Here is a 16,956-nt window from a genome sequence, read left to right as displayed (position 1 = left end):
TCCGGCCGGGTATGGTAACAGCATCGATAGGTGGTGGTTGTGCGGACGCCTTCGCAGGCAAGCCAGCTCCTACATTCGACCGAGTTCCAACATGAGAGCGCGGTCCACTGTGGGAGCTGGCTTGCCTGCGATGAGGCCCTATCAGGCGCCGACGATCCCGCCGTCATCCCGTCGAATCGCTATCACCGACGAGCGCGGCTTGCCATTCGGCAAATGCTCCGGCCAGGTTGAGCCACCGGTTTCGCCCGGGTGCTGGATCCCCACAAACAACGTCTTCTGATCCGGCGAGAAGCTGATGCCCGTCACCTCACAGGCCACCGGCCCTACCATGAAGCGGCGGATTTCCCCAGTGCTCGGGTCGGCACACAGCATCTGGTTGTTGCCCATGCCGGCGAAGTCGCCGGCGTTGCTGTAGTCGCCATCCGTTAGGATCCACAGGCGGCCGGCTTTGTCGAAACCCAGGCCATCGGGGCTGTTGAACATGTTCTGCGGGTTGATGTTGGACGAGCCGCCCTTCGGCGTGCCGGCATGCACGCCCGGGTTGCCGGCCACCACAAACAGATCCCAGGTGAATGCTGTGGCGCCGTGGTTATCGGCATCAGCCTTCCAGCGCAGGATCTGGCCGTAAACGTTTTTCTCCCGTGGGTTGGGGCCGCCTACCGGCTGGCCTTCTTCGCCGCGCTTGGCGTTGTTGGTCAGGGTGCAATAAACCTGGCCGTCCTTGGGGCTCACCACGATCCATTCCGGGCGGTCCATGCGTGTGGCTTTCACCACGCTGGCGGCCAGGCGTGCGTGGATCAACACCTCGGCCTGGCTGGCAAAACCGCTGCTGGCATCAATGCCATTTTTGCCGTGGGTCAGCTCCACCCATTGGCCCTTGCCCTTGGGGTGGTCGGCGTTGCCGTCGCCGGCATCGAAGATCGCCACGTACAAGGTGCCGTGGTCGAGCAGGTCTTTGTTGGCCTTGGGGTTCTTGTGGTTGATCTTGTCGCGGCTGATGAACTTGTAGATGAACTCGCCGCGTTCATCGTCGCCCATGTACACCACAGCGCGACCGTCGCGGGTTTCGGCCAGCGCGGCGTTTTCATGTTTGAAGCGGCCCAGGGCGGTGCGTTTGACCGGTGTGGACTTGGGGTCGAACGGGTCGATTTCCACGACCCAGCCATGGCGGTTCAGTTCGTTGGGGTTCTTGGCCAGGTCAAAACGCGGGTCGTGTGGGTGCCAGTTGATGTCTTTGCTGGCGGCGACCACGCCGTAGCGTTTTTGCCCGGCATCGAACGCCTGTTGTGGGTTGCTGCTGCCAAAGCAGTCGGTGAAGTTCTCTTCGCACGTCAGGTAAGTGCCCCACGGGGTCTTGCCGTTGGCGCAGTTCTGGAAAGTGCCCAGGGCTTTCTTGCCGGATTTGTCGGCGCCGGTCTTGAGCCAGTCGTGGCCGGCGGCCGGGCCGCTGAGGCGGATCGGCGAGTTGCCGTGAATGCGGCGGTTGTAGCGCGAGTCCTGGACGAACTGCCAGGTGTCGCCCTTGCGGCGTACTTCGATCACCGACACGCCTTCGCTGGCCAGGGCCTTGCGCACGTCTTCGGCCGACTGCGGCGCGCCGCCGTGGGCATAGAGGTAGCGGTAGTTGGTGTATTCATTGTTGATGGCCATGAGCGCGCGGTTGTCGTCGCCCGGGAAGGCGAACAGGCTCATGCCGTCGTTGTTGTCGCCGAATTGCTGCTCCTGGGCCGCTGCCGTGCCGTTGCCGGACGGGTCGAAGGCCGGGGCGCCCTTGCTCAATGGCTGGCCCCAACTGATCAGCACCGAGGCGCTGTAGCCGGGCGGCAAGGTGATGGCGTCGCTGGTGGCGGCGCCGATGCTGGTGAAGCCCAGCAGCGGGCTGGCGGTGGCTGCGTTCACGGCCATGGCGCTGCGGGTCAGCAGGTTGCCCCCCAGGAACATCGCGGCCCCGCACAGGGCGCCGGCGCCGATAAAGCGGCGGCGGGTGAGGCCGACCATCTGTTCCAGGTCGGTGGCTTGGTTTTCTTCTAATAGGCTCATTTCAGGCTCCCTGCGGTTTTTGCAGACACCTTAAGGAGCGCTTGTGACGAAATTGTTGCGTTTTGAAGTCGGCCGGCCGGCTACACCGGCGTACCGAGCAACACGTGACTGGGGGCGAATTGCACCTGAATCGGCTGGCCTTCTGCCGCACCGAGTGCCGTGAGCGCGGCAGGCTGCGCCAGGGCGCATAAAACCTGGCCGTTGGGCAGGGTGATGCGGACCTCGCTGGGGCCGTCATCGGCGTCGAGAATCGTCTCGATAATGCCGCTCATGCAATTGTGTCCAGGTGTTGCAGGCTGCCCCGGGGCGAGCAGTTCCAGCCAGCCGGCCTTGATCAACGCGACCACTTCCACACCCGGCTCCAGTTCCAGCCGGTGCGTGCTGTCATGGGTGATCTGGGCATCCAGGCTCAGGTCGCCCGCCAATTGCAGGCGGATCAGGTCATTGCGGCCATGGCTGTCGATGGCGATCACCTGGCCATGCAACTGGTTGCGCGCACTGGTGCGCAGCATCAAGCGGCCCAGCAGGTTGAAGTCGCTGGCATCTTCATCTGAGCCCAGTATTTCGGCCTGCAACACTTGCAGGCGTTGGTAGAGGCGCAACACGCGCTCACCTTCGACCGTCAACCTGGCGCCACCCCCGCCTTTGCCACCGACGCTGCGTTCGACCAATGGCTTTTGCGCCAGATTGTTCAGCTCGTCGATGGCGTCCCACGCGGCCTTGTAGCTCAAGCCGGCGCTTTTGGCGGCGCGGGTGATCGAGCCTTGTTCGGCGATGTGCGCCAGCAGGGCGATACGCTGGGGGCGACGAATGATGTGTTGGCTGAGGGAAGTGGGCAAAGACATGGGGATACGCTGTGGTGAGATGAGCGGACGTTGCAGGCGCCGGGCGGTGGAGTCAAGTCAGGGGCCTGGTTTTGGCGTGCGGGCCAGGCAATAGACATCGACTGCACGGGCTCCCGCGTTCATCAGCAACCGGGCCAGGCTGTGGGCAGTGGCGCCGGTGGTGAGCACGTCGTCCACCAGTGCAAAGTGACGGCCCTGTACTTGCGCATCAGGCGCCAGGGCAAAGGCGCCGAGCAGGTTGCGCTTGCGGGTCCTGGCGTTAAGGGCTTGTTGCGCGACGGTTTCATGGGGGCGTAACAACAGGTGTTCATCGTGGGGGATATTCAGGTCGCTGCTGAGCCAGCGTGCCAGCATCAATGCCTGGTTGAAGCCGCGTTCACGCAGGCGCTTGTTCGCCATGGGCACGGGCAGCAGGCAATCGGGGCGCGTTAGTTCGCCATTGTCGAGGCGGTGTTGCAGATGTCGCCCCAGCAAATGCCCCAACAGGTGCCCGAGTGGCCAGCGTGCCTGGTGCTTGAAGCGGCTGATCAAGGTGTCGATCGGGAAACTGTAGGTCCAGGGCGCGATCACCTGTTTAAAGGCCGGTGGGTTTTTCTGGCATTGGCCGCAGATCAGGCCATCCATTGGCAGCGGCAGGGCGCACACGCTGCACTGCTCTATCAGCCAGGGCAGCTCCGTTTCGCAGACGTTGCATACAGGATCGGCGGATTCCGTGCTTTCATCGCAGATTAAACAGGTTTGGTTGTTTATTGACCAGATGTAAACCTGGTGTTTGCAGTCTGGTTGACAGTGCATGAATCTTCCTTAAATATGCCGAGCATCCGTGTCGTGCCTGTGGGTATTGCCCTTCCCACAGCGCTTGCCAAAGCATAATCAAGGAATCGCCCATGAGCGCCAGCACCTCTGCCACCCTGCGTCACGATTGGTCCCTCGCCGAAGTCAAAGCGTTGTTCGTGCAGCCGTTCAACGACCTGTTGTTCCAGGCGCAGACCGTGCACCGCGCGCATTTCGACGCCAACCGTGTACAGGTGTCGACCCTGTTGTCGATCAAAACGGGCGCCTGCCCGGAAGATTGCAAATATTGTCCGCAGTCGGGCCACTACAACACTGGCCTGGAAAAAGAAAAACTGATGGAAGTGCAGAAGGTCCTCGAAGAGGCCGCCCGCGCCAAGGCCATCGGTTCGACCCGCTTCTGCATGGGCGCCGCGTGGAAACACCCGTCGGCCAAAGACATGCCCTACGTGCTGCAGATGGTCAAAGGCGTGAAGGCGATGGGCCTGGAAACCTGCATGACCCTCGGCCGCCTCGACCAGGACCAGACCGAAGCCCTGGCCCAGGCTGGCCTCGACTACTACAACCACAACCTGGACACCTCGCCGGAGTTCTACGGCAGCATCATCACCACTCGCACCTACAGCGAGCGCCTGCAAACCCTGGCCTACGTGCGTGATTCGGGGATGAAGATCTGCTCGGGCGGCATCCTCGGCATGGGTGAGTCCCTCGATGACCGCGCCAACCTGCTGATCCAGCTGGCCAACTTGCCGGAGCACCCGGAGTCGGTGCCGATCAACATGCTGGTGAAAGTCGCCGGTACCCCGCTGGAAAACGCCGAAGACATCGACCCGTTCGACTTCATCCGCATGCTGGCCGTGGCGCGCATCCTGATGCCGCAGTCCCACGTGCGCCTGTCGGCGGGGCGCGAGGCGATGAACGAGCAGATGCAGGCCCTGGCATTCTTTGCTGGCGCCAACTCGATCTTCTACGGCGACAAACTGCTGACCACCGCCAACCCGCAGGCTGACAAGGACATGCAACTGTTCTCGCGCCTGGGGATCTTGCCGGAGGCGCGTGAAGAGCACGCTGACGAAGTGCACCAGGCTGCGATTGAGCAGGCGCTGGTGGAGCAGAAGAGCAGCGAGCAGTTCTACAACGCGGTGGTTTGACGCTTATCTCTCCATTGGAATGCAATCCAGTGTGGGAGCTGGCTTGCCTGCGATAGAGGTCTTTCAGACACATTGATGCTGAATGTGCCACCGTCATCGCAGGCAAGCCAGCTCCCACATTGAGACTGTTTTCATTCAGATATATCCGAGGCCAGCATGTCTTTTGATCTCGCCGCGCGCCTCGCTGCCCGCCGTGCCGAACACCTTTATCGTCAACGCCCGCTGCTCGACAGCCCCCAAGGCCCGGAAGTGGTGGTGGACGGCCAGTCGCTGCTGGCGTTCTGCAACAACGACTACCTAGGCCTGGCCAATCACCCGCACGTGATCGAAGCCTGGCGTGCCGGTGCGTCCCGCTGGGGTGTGGGCGGTGGTGCTTCGCACCTGGTGGTCGGGCACGCCACGCCGCACCACGAACTGGAAGAAGCCTTGGCTGACCTTACCGGTCGCCCGCGCGCCTTGCTGTTTACCACCGGCTACATGGCCAACCTCGGCGCAGTCACGGCGTTGGTAGGGCAGGGCGATACCGTGCTCGAAGACCGCCTCAACCACGCCTCCTTGCTGGATGCCGGCTTGCTCTCCGGGGCGCGTTTCAATCGTTACCTGCACAACGATGCCGGCAGCCTGGCCAAGCGCCTGGAGAAGGCCACCGGCAATACGCTGGTGGTCACCGATGGCGTGTTCAGCATGGACGGGGACCTGGCCGACTTGCCCGCGCTGGCCCGCGAAACGCGCGCAAAAGGGGCCTGGTTGATGGTGGATGACGCCCACGGTTTTGGCCCCCTGGGGGCCACCGGCGGCGGGATCGTCGAGCACTTCGGCTTGAGCCAGGAAGACGTGCCGGTATTGGTTGGCACCCTGGGCAAGGCATTCGGTACGGCAGGCGCGTTTGTGGCGGGCAGTGAAGAGCTGATCGAAAGCCTCATCCAGTTCGCCCGGCCGTATATCTACACCACCAGCCAGCCACCGGCGCTGGCCTGCGCCACCTTGAAAAGCCTTGAGCTGCTGCGTACCGAACACTGGCGGCGCGAGCACCTCAATGGTTTGATTCGCCAGTTCCGCCAGGGGGGCGAACAGCTTGGCCTGGACTTGATGGACAGCTTCACGCCGATCCAGCCGATCCTGATCGGCGACAGTGCCAAGGCCGTGCGTCTGTCGCAGATGTTGCGTGAGCGTGGCTTGATGGTGACCGCCATCCGCCCACCGACCGTGCCCGCTGGCAGCGCCCGTTTGCGCGTGACGTTGACGGCGGCTCACACCGAGGCGCAGGTGCAGCTATTGTTAAGCGCATTGGAAGAGTGTTTCCGCTTGTTAGGCGCCACGGAGCCCGACCATGCGTGATCGACTGATATTGCTGCCCGGCTGGGGCCTCGGTGTGTCGCCGCTGGAGCCTCTGGCCGCCGCCTTGCAGGGCCTGGACGAACACCTGCGGGTGCAGATCGAGCCGCTGCCGGCGCTGGATACCAGCGACCTCGATGAATGGCTCGACGAGCTTGACGCCACGCTGCCCGACAACGCCTGGCTGGGCGGCTGGTCCCTGGGTGGCATGCTCGCCTCCGAGCTGGCCGCACGGCGCGGCGAGCGCTGCTGCGGCCTGCTGACTCTGGCCAGCAACCCGTGTTTTGTCGCCCATGAAGGCTGGCCGAACGCGATGCCCGCCGAAACGTTCGATGCGTTTCTGGCCGGATGCCATGCCGATTCCCAAGTCACCCTCAAACGTTTCGGCCTGTTGTGTGCCAAGGGCGCAGAGGACCCGCGTGGGCTGTCGCGCTTGCTGGTCAGCGGCGCGCCGAATTCGCCTTCCAGTGTGCTGATGCCGGGCCTTGAATTGCTGGCGCAACTGGATACCCGTGAAGCGCTACTTGCCTACCGTGGCCCGCAGATGCATCTGTTTGCGGGCTTGGACGGGTTGGTGCCGGCCGAAGCGGCCAGCGACCTGCTGGCCCTGCTGCCTGATGTCGAAATCGGCCTGATTGAACAGGCCGGCCACGCTTTTCTTCTGGAAGACCCTCACGGTGTAGCGGGGGCCATCCAGGCTTTTTTGCATGAGTGCGTCGATGACTGATCTATCCCACCCTTCATTGCCCGGCGCCTTGCCCGACAAGCGTCAGGTCGCCGCGTCGTTCTCCCGTGCGGCCGCCAGCTACGACAGTGTGGCCGAGTTGCAGCGGGCGGTGGGCGGTGAATTGCTGGCGCGTTTGCCGGCTGATATCGCGCCGCAACGCTGGCTGGATATGGGCTGTGGCACGGGGTATTTCAGCCGTGTGCTGAATGAACGGCTGCCGGCCAGCCAGGGCGTTGCGCTGGATATCGCCGAGGGCATGCTCAACCACGCCAGGCCTTTGGGCGGTGCTGAACATTTCATCGCCGGTGACGCCGAACGTTTGCCGCTGCAGGATGAAAGCTGCGGGCTGATCTTCTCCAGCCTGGCTGTGCAGTGGTGCGCAAACTTTGACGCGGTGCTCAGCGAGGCCTATCGCGTGCTGCGGCCGGGTGGCGTACTGGCTTTTGCGAGCCTGTGCGTGGGCACCCTGGGCGAGCTGCGTGACAGCTGGCGTGCGGTGGATGGCCTGGTTCACGTCAACCGTTTCCGTACCTTCGAGGCGTATCAACAGCTGTGCGCGGCCAGCGGCCTGCGGGTGGCCAGCCTGGAGCGCCAGCCCCACGTCCTGCATTACCCGGACGTGCGCAGCCTGACCCATGAATTGAAAGCGCTGGGCGCCCATAACCTCAACCCGGGCCGCCCGGGAGGGTTGACGGGCCGCGCTCGGATTGTTGCACTGGTCAACGCTTACGAGCAGTTCCGCCAGGCCCAGGGCCTGCCAGCCACTTATCAGGTGGTGTACGCCGTACTGGAGAAACCTCTATGAGCGCCGCTTATTTCATCACCGGCACCGACACCGATGTCGGCAAGACCACGGTCGCCGCAGGCCTGCTGCACGCCGCGCGGTTGGCGGGAAAAAGCACTGCCGCCGGCAAGCCGGTCGCCTCGGGTTGCCAGGTTACGCCTAAAGGTTTGCGCAACGCCGATGCCCTGGCGTTGCTGGCCGAGTGTTCGTTGCCGTTGAGTTATGCCGAGGTCAACCCGGTGGCGTTCGAACCGGCCATCGCGCCACACCTGGCGGCGCGTGAAGCAGGCGTGGCGCTCACGGTGCAATCGCTACTCAAGCCCATGCAGCACATCCTCGCCAAACACGCGGACTTCACCTTGATCGAAGGCGCGGGCGGCTGGCGCGTGCCGTTGGCCGACCAGAGCAACCTGTCGGACCTGGCCATGGCGCTCAAACTGCCCGTCATCCTGGTGGTGGGCGTGCGCCTGGGCTGCATCAGCCATGCGTTGCTCACGGCCGAGGCCATTGCGCGGGACGGTTTGCCGCTGGCCGGATGGGTGGCGAATATCATCGACCCCAAGACCTCTCGTCTGGAAGAAAACCTCGCCACCCTCGCCGAAAGGTTGCCGGCACCCTGCCTGGGCCGTGTGCCGAAACTCAAGCACGCCGGGGCTGAAGCGGTGGCCGAATACCTGGAACTGGACCTGCTTGACTGATTTTGGCTATCGCGAAGGCATTATGCCATTAGTGTTTTTGACGGGCGTTTTGCCGGGATCTCTGCTTCAATTCAGGTTCACGATTCTCTAAAGGCAGGCTTACGCCATGGAAATCTCTGGAAGCAGCGCGTTTTATTCGGGCCTGAGCAGCATTCAGACCGGGCAGAACCGTGTCGACCAAGCCGCCGGCAAAATTGCCAGCGCCGCGACGACCCAGCCCTCGGATGCGCAAAGTGACCGTCTGCAAGCCAACGATCGTGCCCAGCCTACCAACTCGGCGAGCAACATGGTCGAACTGGCCCAGGGCAAGTTTCAAGTGGAGCTGGGCGCCAAAGTCGCCAAAGCTTCGGATGAAATGCTCGGCACCTTGATCGATACCTACGCTTAATCCCCTCTCTTCAGACATGCCGGCTCTCCTGTGGGAGCTGGCTTGCCTGCGATAGCTTCTACTTGGTTTTCCTGATACTGCGCAGCGTCTGCATCGCCGGCAAGCCGGCTCCTACATGATTCTTTATTTCTCCTAATCTTACTGTGGCAACTCGTCGCAGACGTCGACGTGTGCGCGTTTGATTCATGTCATGACAAACGGCGCCCGGACGACGCTTGACATCCCCAGGTCGTAAACGTATGTTTCAAACACCTGTTTGACCGCCATAACAAATCCACGCGGTTGTTCATTCCAGATTCATCAGCAGAGGTTTATCGCTATGCCTGACTACAAGGCCCCCTTGCGTGATATTCGCTTCGTTCGTGACGAACTGCTTGGCTATGAAGCGCACTATCAGAGCCTGCCGGCTTGCCAGGACGCTACCCCGGACATGGTTGACGCCATCCTTGAAGAAGGCGCCAAGTTTTGTGAGCAAGTGCTGGCCCCGTTGAACCGCGTGGGTGACATCGAAGGGTGCACCTGGAGTGAGTCAGGCGTTAAGACCCCTACTGGTTTCAAAGAAGCCTACAAACAATTCGTCGAAGGTGGCTGGCCAAGCCTGGCCCACGACGTGGAGCACGGCGGCCAAGGCCTGCCGGAATCCCTGGGCCTGGCCGTGAGCGAAATGGTGGGCGCCGCCAACTGGTCGTGGGGCATGTACCCGGGCCTGTCCCACGGTGCGATGAACACCATCTCCGAGCACGGTACCCCTGAGCAGCAAGAGGCTTACCTGACCAAACTGGTGTCGGGTGAATGGACCGGCACCATGTGCCTGACCGAGCCACACTGCGGCACCGACCTGGGCATGCTGCGCACCAAGGCCGAGCCTCAGGCCGACGGTTCCTACAAAGTCTCCGGTACCAAGATCTTCATCTCGGCCGGTGAACACGACATGGCCGACAACATCGTCCACATCGTGCTGGCCCGCCTGCCGGACGCACCGGCTGGCACCAAAGGCATCTCGCTGTTCATCGTGCCGAAGTTCCTGCCGAACGCCGACGGTTCGATTGGCGCGCGCAACGCCGTGAGCTGTGGCTCGCTGGAACACAAGATGGGCATCCACGGCAACGCCACCTGTGTGATGAACTTCGACGCGGCCACCGGTTTCCTGATCGGCCCGGCGAACAAAGGCCTGAACTGCATGTTCACCTTTATGAACACCGCTCGCCTGGGCACCGCGCTGCAAGGCCTGTCCCACGCCGAAATCGGCTTCCAGGGCGGCCTGAAATATGCGCGCGATCGCCTGCAAATGCGCTCCCTGACGGGCCCGAAAGCGCCGGATAAAGCCGCTGACCCAATCATCGTGCACCCTGACGTGCGCCGCATGCTGCTGACCATGAAAGCCTTCGCCGAAGGCAACCGTGCGATGGTGTACTTCACCGCCAAGCAAGTGGACATCGTCAAATACGGCACTGACGACGAAGCCAAGAAACAGGCCGACGGCCTGCTGGCCTTCATGACCCCGATCGCTAAGGCGTTCATGACCGAAGTCGGCTTCGAGTCGGCCAACCACGGCGTGCAGATCTACGGTGGCCACGGCTTCATCGCCGAGTGGGGCATGGAGCAGAACGTTCGCGACAGCCGCATTTCCATGCTGTACGAAGGCACCACCGGCATCCAGGCTCTCGACCTGCTGGGCCGTAAAGTGCTGATGACCCAAGGCGAAGCGCTCAAGGGCTTCACCAAGATCGTGCACAAGTTCTGCCAGGCCAACGAAGGCAACGAAGCCGTCAAAGAGTTCGTTGCACCGCTGGCGGCTCTGAACAAAGAGTGGGGCGAGTTGACCATGAAGGTCGGCATGGCCGCGATGAAAGACCGTGAAGAAGTGGGTGCTGCCTCGGTGGACTACCTGATGTACTCCGGCTACGCGTGCCTGGCGTACTTCTGGGCCGACATGGCGCGCCTGGCGGCCGAGAAACTGGCTGCCGGCACCACCGAAGAAGCGTTCTACACCGCCAAGCTGCAGACCGCGCGCTTCTACTTCCAGCGCATCCTGCCACGTACCCGTACCCACGTGGCCACCATGCTGTCGGGCGCCAACAACCTGATGGACATGAAAGAAGAAGACTTCGGCCTGGCTTACTAAGCCTTACCCGTTTTACTTCAAGAGCCGCCGCTCCTTATATGGGAGTGGCGGCTTTTTTATTGGATTACCAAACACAGTGAAAAAAGTATTCAGCGAGGCTGCATTATTGAATCCATTGGCTACAGTGATGAAAGCTCTATCCATAGTTATCACTACCCTTAGCGGGTGGCCATCTTTGCGCCTAGTGCGTTGAGGTAGATCGGCGCTTGCACAATCGAGGACATGCCGATGCCTTTCAGGAAGATTGTCGCCCTGGCAACCGCGCTTGCACTGGTGGGTTGCACCACTCATCTTCAGACGCTTCAAGAGCGCACTGGGCGTTACGTTCCGGCCTCGGGACTTGAAGTCGGTGCGGATTATGGCCTGCCCATGTTGCAGTTCGATATGCAGGTCAGTCGTACGCTCGTGCAGTGTCGGGACGATCGCGCAGAGCCGCTGATCCGCTTTCTGACTAAGGTAGAGCTGCAGCCTACGTATGTGACTGGAGAAAAGTTCGCTCTGGACTACGAGGCCATGTCTGGATGGAGCAAGACCTCGGCTTTCGAAATCCAAACTTACGACAGTGGCGTCATCAAGAGTATCAACGCAGAAACCGTGGATCAGACGAAGGGCATTGCAGGCAACGTGGTGAAAAGCGGTATTAGCCTGTTGAGCCTTGTGAACGGTGTTCCGCTCGGTACTAACCTTTCCCAGGCTCCTCCAGGTGGTAAGCCCATCGGGACCGCATGTTCTGCCGCAACCGTCGCGTTACTGGCGCTTATTACCAAGACCACCAAAGCCCTGAGTTTGGAAACATCGAAGTTGGTTGGCCTGAATGATGAGGTCAGTCGACTGGAGCGCGCCGCAGGTATGGGAGCGCTGACCAAAAAGATGAAGAACTCATTGGAGAAAAACCAGAAGGCGGTGGAGGCGCAGGCGCAAACAGTCGCGAACCTCGCCAAGGAGTCTGACGCGCTGGTTGCTCGGGTGTCAGTCAGTGAGCGTGTGGTCTGGCCTCAAACATCCGTGGAACGAGTACTGAACGCGTCACCGAATGCAGTGAACAAGGCAAAGCTTGCGAAGCTTTTCGAGCAGTTGCCGGGCGGTTATACAAACAACAAGTGGGAGGCGACGCTAAGCCTGCGTGGCCGACTGGTTCCTGTCGTTGCACAGGCGGTTCCCGCCACTTGCGATGCTGATACGGATAAGGAATGTACTCGGCGTAAGGTGAAAGCCGCTGATGCGCAAGGGGTGATCTACCGCAGCCCCGTTGCCGGAAGAATGCTGATCTGTGAGACGGCGGCCGACGAGGAATGTGACCTTATAGCATCCACTGGCAATATTACTGGGGCATCGGGTGTCATTGTCAGTGCTCCTGTGGCCGTTCCGCAGTTGGGCGCTTTGCGAGTATTGCCCTACCGCAACGGGGCCTTCCAGAACAACGTCCTCAAGGTTGCCTTTCGTGAGAACGGTAGCATCGCAATGCTCAATTATGACGAGAAGGCCGCGCGTGGCCTTGCGTTGAGTGAAACTGTTTCCTCGGGCCTCGGGGAAGTGACCTCTTACCGTGATGCAAGGCAGGCCTATCGTGATAAGCAAGCCGCCGACGCGAAAGCTGAAGATGAGTCCAGAAAAAAGGCCGTCCTTGATGAACTGGATACGGAGATCTCTCGTCTGGAGAAGGTCAAGAAGATTAACGCCTTGAATGCGCAAACCAGCCAGACAGCTTCGACCGCCGATATGGAAACCGAAACCGCGCGTCTGAATGCCCAACTTGCGTTGTTGGAGGCGCAACGCAAGGTGCGTGATGCACAAGCTGTTCTTTCTGAGCCGGTTTCGCCATGAATAGGGCGTGCGGCACGTTCATGCAATGCGCGGTCGCCGCGTGCCTGATGGTCTTTCTAGGCGGGATTCCACTTTCTTTCGGCGGGGAAACGTATGGGCTAAAGGGTGTGGGGACGCCCCTGTCGAGTGTCACTTCGGGCCAGCAGACTTTTTCTGTCTATCCGTTTGGTGCGGTGTTGTCATCCGGCGTCTGGCACAGGCCCGGCTGGACGCCAAGTGGCGACAAACCGATCGAGGTGTGCTGGGAGAACCTGGCCGATTCGGATCCTGTGATGCGTCAGGCGGTTCGTGATTCCGTGGCCAAGACCTGGGCGCAGTATGGCATGGTCTCATTTGTAGGTTGGGGGGCTTGCGAAAAGAACGCCCGAGGCATCCGCATTGAAGTTGATGCCTCTGAGTCGAGTACCGTGTCGTTGGGGCAGCATCTCGATGGCGTGCCCAAGGGTATGCGATTGCAAATGGACTTTTCTGCGTGGCCCTATTGCAAGGATCAGAACGAATTCTGTGTACGTGCCACCGCCGTCCACGAGTTCGGACACGCGCTGGCATTTGCACATGAGCAGAATCGCAAAGATGCTCCTGCCTGGTGCAAGGCAAAGCACAGTGGCGATTTTCCAGACCTGAGCATCACAAAGTTCGATCCTGAATCGATCATGAATTACTGCAATAAGGAGTGGAACAACAAAGGTCTGCTCAGTGAAAAAGACATCGAGGCTGTTACCAAGGTGTATGGCGCCCGTTCTTGAGATCGCACTTGTATGAGTCATTAAAAAAACCACAGTACAGCGCTCAGGGATTGCCTCCGGCTGCCGTTACAGTGATGGCAATGTGATACATGCGTGCCAGGTTGTGCTTAACTGTCGGCATAAAGGCACAGTGCCATCATTTTTTGCGGGTCGGAGTTTTACCCTTGTCACGCGTGTCCGCTGTACGTTTCAGTCATTTCCTACCTTCGTTACTGCTGTTGCTGGCCGGGCTCTCGGCTGCGTACGTCAAGGACCTCAACGTCTTCTTCACCTCGCTGTTCAACGTGCTGCCGACCCTGGTGCTGTTGCTCGGCGGTTCGTACTGCGCGGTGTATCGGCGCCAGCGTGAACTGTTCCTGATGATCACGGTGTACATCGCCTACTTCCTGCTCGACACCCAGACCGACTTCTACCGCGACAACGGCCGCGTGCGCGAAGACGCAGCGGTGGTGTTCCACCTGTGTTGCCTGCTGTTGCCGCTGTTGTTCAGCATCTACGCGCTGTGGCAAGAGAAGACCCACCTGTTCCGCGACTTTGTCGCTCGCTGTGCGGTGCTGTTTGCCGTCGGCAGCGTGGCGTTGGCGCTGGAGCAAAGTTACCCACAGGCGCTGCTGGCCTGGTTGGCGGAGATCCGCTGGCCGGCGCTGCATGGGAGTTGGATGAGCCTGATCCAGCTGTCGTACCCGATGTTCCTGATCGGCTTCCTGACCCTGGCGGCGCAGTACTGGTACCAGCCACGCCCGTTGCACGCGGCGCAAATGGTCGGGTTGCTGGGGATGTTCTGGATGTTGCCGCAAACCTTCATCCTGCCGTTCACCCTGAACATCATGTGCAGCCAGGTGATGCTGATGATTGCAGCCGGCGTGGCCCACGAGGCCTACCAAATGGCCTTCCGCGACGAGCTGACCGGCCTGCCGGGGCGTCGTGCACTCAACGAGCGCATGCAACGCCTGGGGCGCAACTATGTGCTGGCGATGAGCGACGTCGACCACTTCAAGCGCTTCAACGACACCCATGGCCACGACGTGGGCGACCAGGTGCTGCGCCTGGTGGCCAGCAAGCTGTCCAAGGTCAACGGCGGCGGGCGCGCGTACCGGTATGGCGGGGAAGAGTTTGCCGTGGTGTTTGCCGGCAAGACCCTGGATGAGTGCATGCCGCATCTGGAGGAAATCCGCGAGATCATCGCCGACTACGACATCAAGCTGCGCAACTCGGACCGCCCGCAGGACGATCACCAGGGCCGGCAGCGCCGTGCAGGCAGCGGCGCATCGAGTGTCTCGGTGACCATCAGCATCGGTGTGGCCGAACGCCAGGCCGAGCAGCGCACCCCTGAAGAAGTGCTCAAATCCGCCGACCAGGCGCTGTACGCGGCCAAGGGCGCCGGGCGTAACTGCGTGGTCGCCTCTGGGCAAACCCGGCGCGGCGCGGTGCGCACGGAAGGTGCTGCCGGTTGAGTGATGGCGCTGTATTCAGCAGCGCTACAGTCATTGTTTGGGGCGATGGCCGGCAGTAGGTTGAAACCATCTGCTGCCGGAGACATTGCCATGCCTGAGTACAAAGCTCCCCTGCGCGACATGCGCTTTCTGATCGACCACGTGTTTGATTTCCACGGCCACTACGCGGCCCTGGGCGCCATCGACGCCAGCCCGGACATGGTCAGCGCGATCCTCGAAGAAGGCGCGAAATTCTGTGAGAACGTCCTCGCACCGCTCAACCGCAGCGGTGATGAAGAGGGCTGCCATTTCGACAATGGCGTGGTCACCACGCCCAAGGGGTTCAAGGAAGCCTTCGCCCATTACGTGGAAGGCGGCTGGCATGGCGTGGCGGCCGACCCGGCCTATGGTGGCCAAGGCTTGCCGCAATCGCTGGGTTTGGTACTGAGCGAGATGATCGGCTCCAGCAACACCTCCTGGGGCATGTACCCGGGGCTGACCCACGGCGCGATGTCGGCGATTCATGCCCATGGCACGGCCGAGCAAAAAGACACCTTCTTGACCAAACTGACTGCCGGGGAGTGGACCGGCACCATGTGCCTCACCGAAGCCCATTGCGGCACCGACCTGGGCCTGATCAAGACCCGCGCCGTGCCCCAGGCGGACGGCAGTTATGCGGTCACCGGCAGCAAGATTTTCATCTCGGCCGGCGAGCACGACATGAGTGCCAACATCATCCACCTGGTGCTGGCCAAGCTGCCGGATGCGCCGGCGGGTACCAAGGGCATCTCGCTGTTTATCGTGCCCAAGTTCCATGCCGATTCCGGTGAGCGCAATGCGGTGCACTGCGGCTCCATCGAGCACAAGATGGGTATCAAGGGCTCGGCCACCTGTGTGCTGAATTTCGACGGGGCCAAGGGCTTTTTGATCGGCGAGCCGAACAAGGGCCTCAACTGCATGTTCACCATGATGAACCACGCCCGCCTGGGTACCGGCATGCAGGGGCTGTGCAACGGTGAGGCGAGTTTCCAGGGCGCCATCCAGTACGCCAACGACCGCCTGCAAATGCGCTCGCTGACCGGCGCCAAGGCCCCCGATAAAGCGGCTGACCCGATCATCGTGCACCCCGACGTGCGCCGCATGTTGCTGACCATGAAGGCCTTCAACGAAGGCAACCGGGCGCTGACCTATTTCACCGCGCAGTTGCTCGACACCGCGCATCTGAGCCCTGACGCCGGCCAGCGTCAGGAGGCCGAGGACTTGCTGGCGTTTCTCACGCCGATCTGCAAGGCCTTTATGACGGATACCGGCCTGGAAGTGACCAACCACGGCATGCAGATCTTCGGCGGCCACGGTTACATCCGCGAATGGGGCATGGAGCAGTTGGCACGCGATGCGCGTATCGCACCCATCTATGAGGGCACCAACGGCATCCAGGCCCTCGACCTGCTGGGGCGCAAGGTGCTGGGTAGCCAGGGCAAGTTGCTGCGCGGGTTTACCAAGATTGTGCATAAGTTCTGCTTGGCGAATACCGAGCATCCGCTGCTCAAGGGGTATGTGGCGCAGCTCAATCAGTTGAACGGGGAATGGGGCGAACTGACCACCCAAGTCGGCATGGCCGCCATGAAGAGCCCCGATGAAGTGGGCGCAGCGGCGGTGGATTACTTGATGTACAGCGGTTACATCATCCTGGCCTACCTGTGGTTGCGCATGGCGATTGCCGCCCAGGCGCAGGCCGATGCTGGCGACTTTGCCAAGGCCAAGCTGGCCACCTGTGATTTCTACTTCAAACGGCTGCTGCCGCGCACCGCCACGCATCGTGCTGCGGTAGAGGCGGGGAGTGAGTGCTTGATGAGTCTGCCTGCGGCGGCATTCTCGCTGTAGCTACTGACGCTATCGCCGGCAAGCCGGCTCCTACAGAATCGTGGGCCTCACGCGCCCCGTTGGAGCCGGCTTGCCGGCGATAGCGGGGTGTCAGTTGATGAAAATGTTCAAATTTATAGGGTGCGTGACTTTGAAATACTCAATGGTCACAAAGGGACCCTATGTGTCTGAAAAGTTGTTCGGG

14 protein-coding genes are annotated in these 16,956 nt (G+C 61.3%); 11 read left to right on the top strand and 3 right to left on the bottom strand.

Going from position 1 to position 16,956, the window contains the following annotated elements:
• Positions 1-141 precede the first annotated feature (141 nt).
• From HX792_RS13920 to HX792_RS13910, 3 genes are all read right to left on the bottom strand, one after another.
• Positions 142-2,040, bottom strand: a complete 1,899-nt coding sequence (locus tag HX792_RS13920) for a PhoX family phosphatase (RefSeq protein WP_176996644.1) — start codon at positions 2,038-2,040, stop codon at positions 142-144.
• A gap of 80 nt (positions 2,041-2,120) precedes the next feature.
• Entirely contained in the window at positions 2,121-2,885 is a 765-nt protein-coding gene (locus HX792_RS13915; RefSeq protein ID WP_176996643.1) for a TOBE domain-containing protein, read from the bottom strand.
• A 57-nt stretch (positions 2,886-2,942) separates the two neighbouring features.
• A complete protein-coding gene (locus HX792_RS13910) occupies positions 2,943-3,680 on the bottom strand; it encodes a ComF family protein (RefSeq protein WP_176996642.1) in 738 nt (245 codons plus the stop codon).
• A gap of 92 nt (positions 3,681-3,772) precedes the next feature.
• On the opposite strand from HX792_RS13910, the gene bioB reads away from it, so the two are divergent.
• From bioB to HX792_RS13855, 11 genes are all read left to right on the top strand, one after another.
• Entirely contained in the window at positions 3,773-4,828 is a 1,056-nt protein-coding gene (gene bioB / locus HX792_RS13905) for a biotin synthase BioB (RefSeq protein ID WP_016974158.1), read from the top strand.
• 156 nt (positions 4,829-4,984) lie between these two features.
• Positions 4,985-6,166 carry an 8-amino-7-oxononanoate synthase gene (gene bioF / locus HX792_RS13900; RefSeq protein WP_176996641.1) on the top strand — a complete coding sequence of 394 codons (1,182 nt, stop codon included), beginning with the start codon at positions 4,985-4,987 and terminating at the stop codon, positions 6,164-6,166.
• Positions 6,159-6,890, top strand: a complete 732-nt coding sequence (locus HX792_RS13895) for an alpha/beta fold hydrolase (protein ID WP_176996640.1) — start codon at positions 6,159-6,161, stop codon at positions 6,888-6,890. The genes bioF and HX792_RS13895 overlap by 8 nt, the downstream gene beginning before the upstream one ends.
• Positions 6,883-7,695 (top strand): malonyl-ACP O-methyltransferase BioC, encoded by an 813-nt coding sequence (bioC, locus tag HX792_RS13890; RefSeq protein WP_176996639.1) that lies wholly within the window; start codon positions 6,883-6,885, stop codon positions 7,693-7,695. The genes HX792_RS13895 and bioC overlap by 8 nt, the downstream gene beginning before the upstream one ends.
• Positions 7,692-8,372 carry a dethiobiotin synthase gene (gene bioD, locus HX792_RS13885; RefSeq protein WP_176996638.1) on the top strand — a complete coding sequence of 227 codons (681 nt, stop codon included), beginning with the start codon at positions 7,692-7,694 and terminating at the stop codon, positions 8,370-8,372. The genes bioC and bioD overlap by 4 nt, the downstream gene beginning before the upstream one ends.
• Positions 8,373-8,478: 106 nt before the next feature.
• The gene (locus HX792_RS13880) at positions 8,479-8,760 is read left to right on the top strand and encodes a pyrroloquinoline quinone biosynthesis protein PqqE (protein WP_176996637.1); all 282 of its coding nucleotides are present in this window, start codon (positions 8,479-8,481) and stop codon (positions 8,758-8,760) included.
• A gap of 319 nt (positions 8,761-9,079) precedes the next feature.
• On the top strand, positions 9,080-10,885 hold the full coding sequence (locus HX792_RS13875; protein ID WP_176996636.1) for a phenylacyl-CoA dehydrogenase: 1,806 nt from the start codon (positions 9,080-9,082) through the stop codon (positions 10,883-10,885).
• 228 nt (positions 10,886-11,113) lie between these two features.
• Positions 11,114-12,709: a hypothetical protein gene (locus HX792_RS13870; RefSeq protein ID WP_176996635.1), complete on the top strand. Its 1,596-nt coding sequence runs from the start codon at positions 11,114-11,116 to the stop codon at positions 12,707-12,709.
• A 20-nt stretch (positions 12,710-12,729) separates the two neighbouring features.
• Positions 12,730-13,455: an ATPase gene (locus HX792_RS13865; protein ID WP_176996634.1), complete on the top strand. Its 726-nt coding sequence runs from the start codon at positions 12,730-12,732 to the stop codon at positions 13,453-13,455.
• Positions 13,456-13,619: 164 nt separating this feature from the next.
• Positions 13,620-14,909, top strand: coding sequence for a diguanylate cyclase (locus HX792_RS13860; RefSeq protein WP_176996633.1), 1,290 nt, complete (start codon positions 13,620-13,622; stop codon positions 14,907-14,909).
• A gap of 90 nt (positions 14,910-14,999) precedes the next feature.
• Entirely contained in the window at positions 15,000-16,772 is a 1,773-nt protein-coding gene (locus tag HX792_RS13855) for an acyl-CoA dehydrogenase C-terminal domain-containing protein (RefSeq protein WP_176996632.1), read from the top strand.
• Positions 16,773-16,956 lie beyond the last annotated feature (184 nt).

This window comes from Pseudomonas sp. B6002, assembly GCF_013385985.1.
Classification (GTDB): domain Bacteria; phylum Pseudomonadota; class Gammaproteobacteria; order Pseudomonadales; family Pseudomonadaceae; genus Aquipseudomonas.
The sequence above is the reverse complement of the archived record's forward strand: the minus strand, read 5'-3'. Positions and strand labels throughout refer to the sequence as shown.

Excerpts from the sequence above, each read along its gene's own strand:
- HX792_RS13915 (WP_176996643.1), bottom strand. The coding sequence starts at position 2,885 with ATGTCTTTGCCCACTTCCCTCAGCCAACACATCATTCGTCGCCCCCAG.
- HX792_RS13895 (WP_176996640.1), top strand. The coding sequence starts at position 6,159 with ATGCGTGATCGACTGATATTGCTGCCCGGCTGGGGCCTCGGTGTGTCG.
- HX792_RS13880 (WP_176996637.1), top strand. The coding sequence starts at position 8,479 with ATGGAAATCTCTGGAAGCAGCGCGTTTTATTCGGGCCTGAGCAGCATT.
- HX792_RS13865 (WP_176996634.1), top strand. The coding sequence starts at position 12,730 with ATGCAATGCGCGGTCGCCGCGTGCCTGATGGTCTTTCTAGGCGGGATT.
- bioB (WP_016974158.1), top strand. The coding sequence starts at position 3,773 with ATGAGCGCCAGCACCTCTGCCACCCTGCGTCACGATTGGTCCCTCGCC.
- bioC (WP_176996639.1), top strand. The coding sequence starts at position 6,883 with ATGACTGATCTATCCCACCCTTCATTGCCCGGCGCCTTGCCCGACAAG.
- bioF (WP_176996641.1), top strand. The coding sequence starts at position 4,985 with ATGTCTTTTGATCTCGCCGCGCGCCTCGCTGCCCGCCGTGCCGAACAC.
- HX792_RS13910 (WP_176996642.1), bottom strand. The coding sequence starts at position 3,680 with ATGCACTGTCAACCAGACTGCAAACACCAGGTTTACATCTGGTCAATA.
- HX792_RS13870 (WP_176996635.1), top strand. The coding sequence starts at position 11,114 with ATGCCTTTCAGGAAGATTGTCGCCCTGGCAACCGCGCTTGCACTGGTG.
- bioD (WP_176996638.1), top strand. The coding sequence starts at position 7,692 with ATGAGCGCCGCTTATTTCATCACCGGCACCGACACCGATGTCGGCAAG.
- HX792_RS13855 (WP_176996632.1), top strand. The coding sequence starts at position 15,000 with ATGCCTGAGTACAAAGCTCCCCTGCGCGACATGCGCTTTCTGATCGAC.
- HX792_RS13875 (WP_176996636.1), top strand. The coding sequence starts at position 9,080 with ATGCCTGACTACAAGGCCCCCTTGCGTGATATTCGCTTCGTTCGTGAC.
- HX792_RS13920 (WP_176996644.1), bottom strand. The coding sequence starts at position 2,040 with ATGAGCCTATTAGAAGAAAACCAAGCCACCGACCTGGAACAGATGGTC.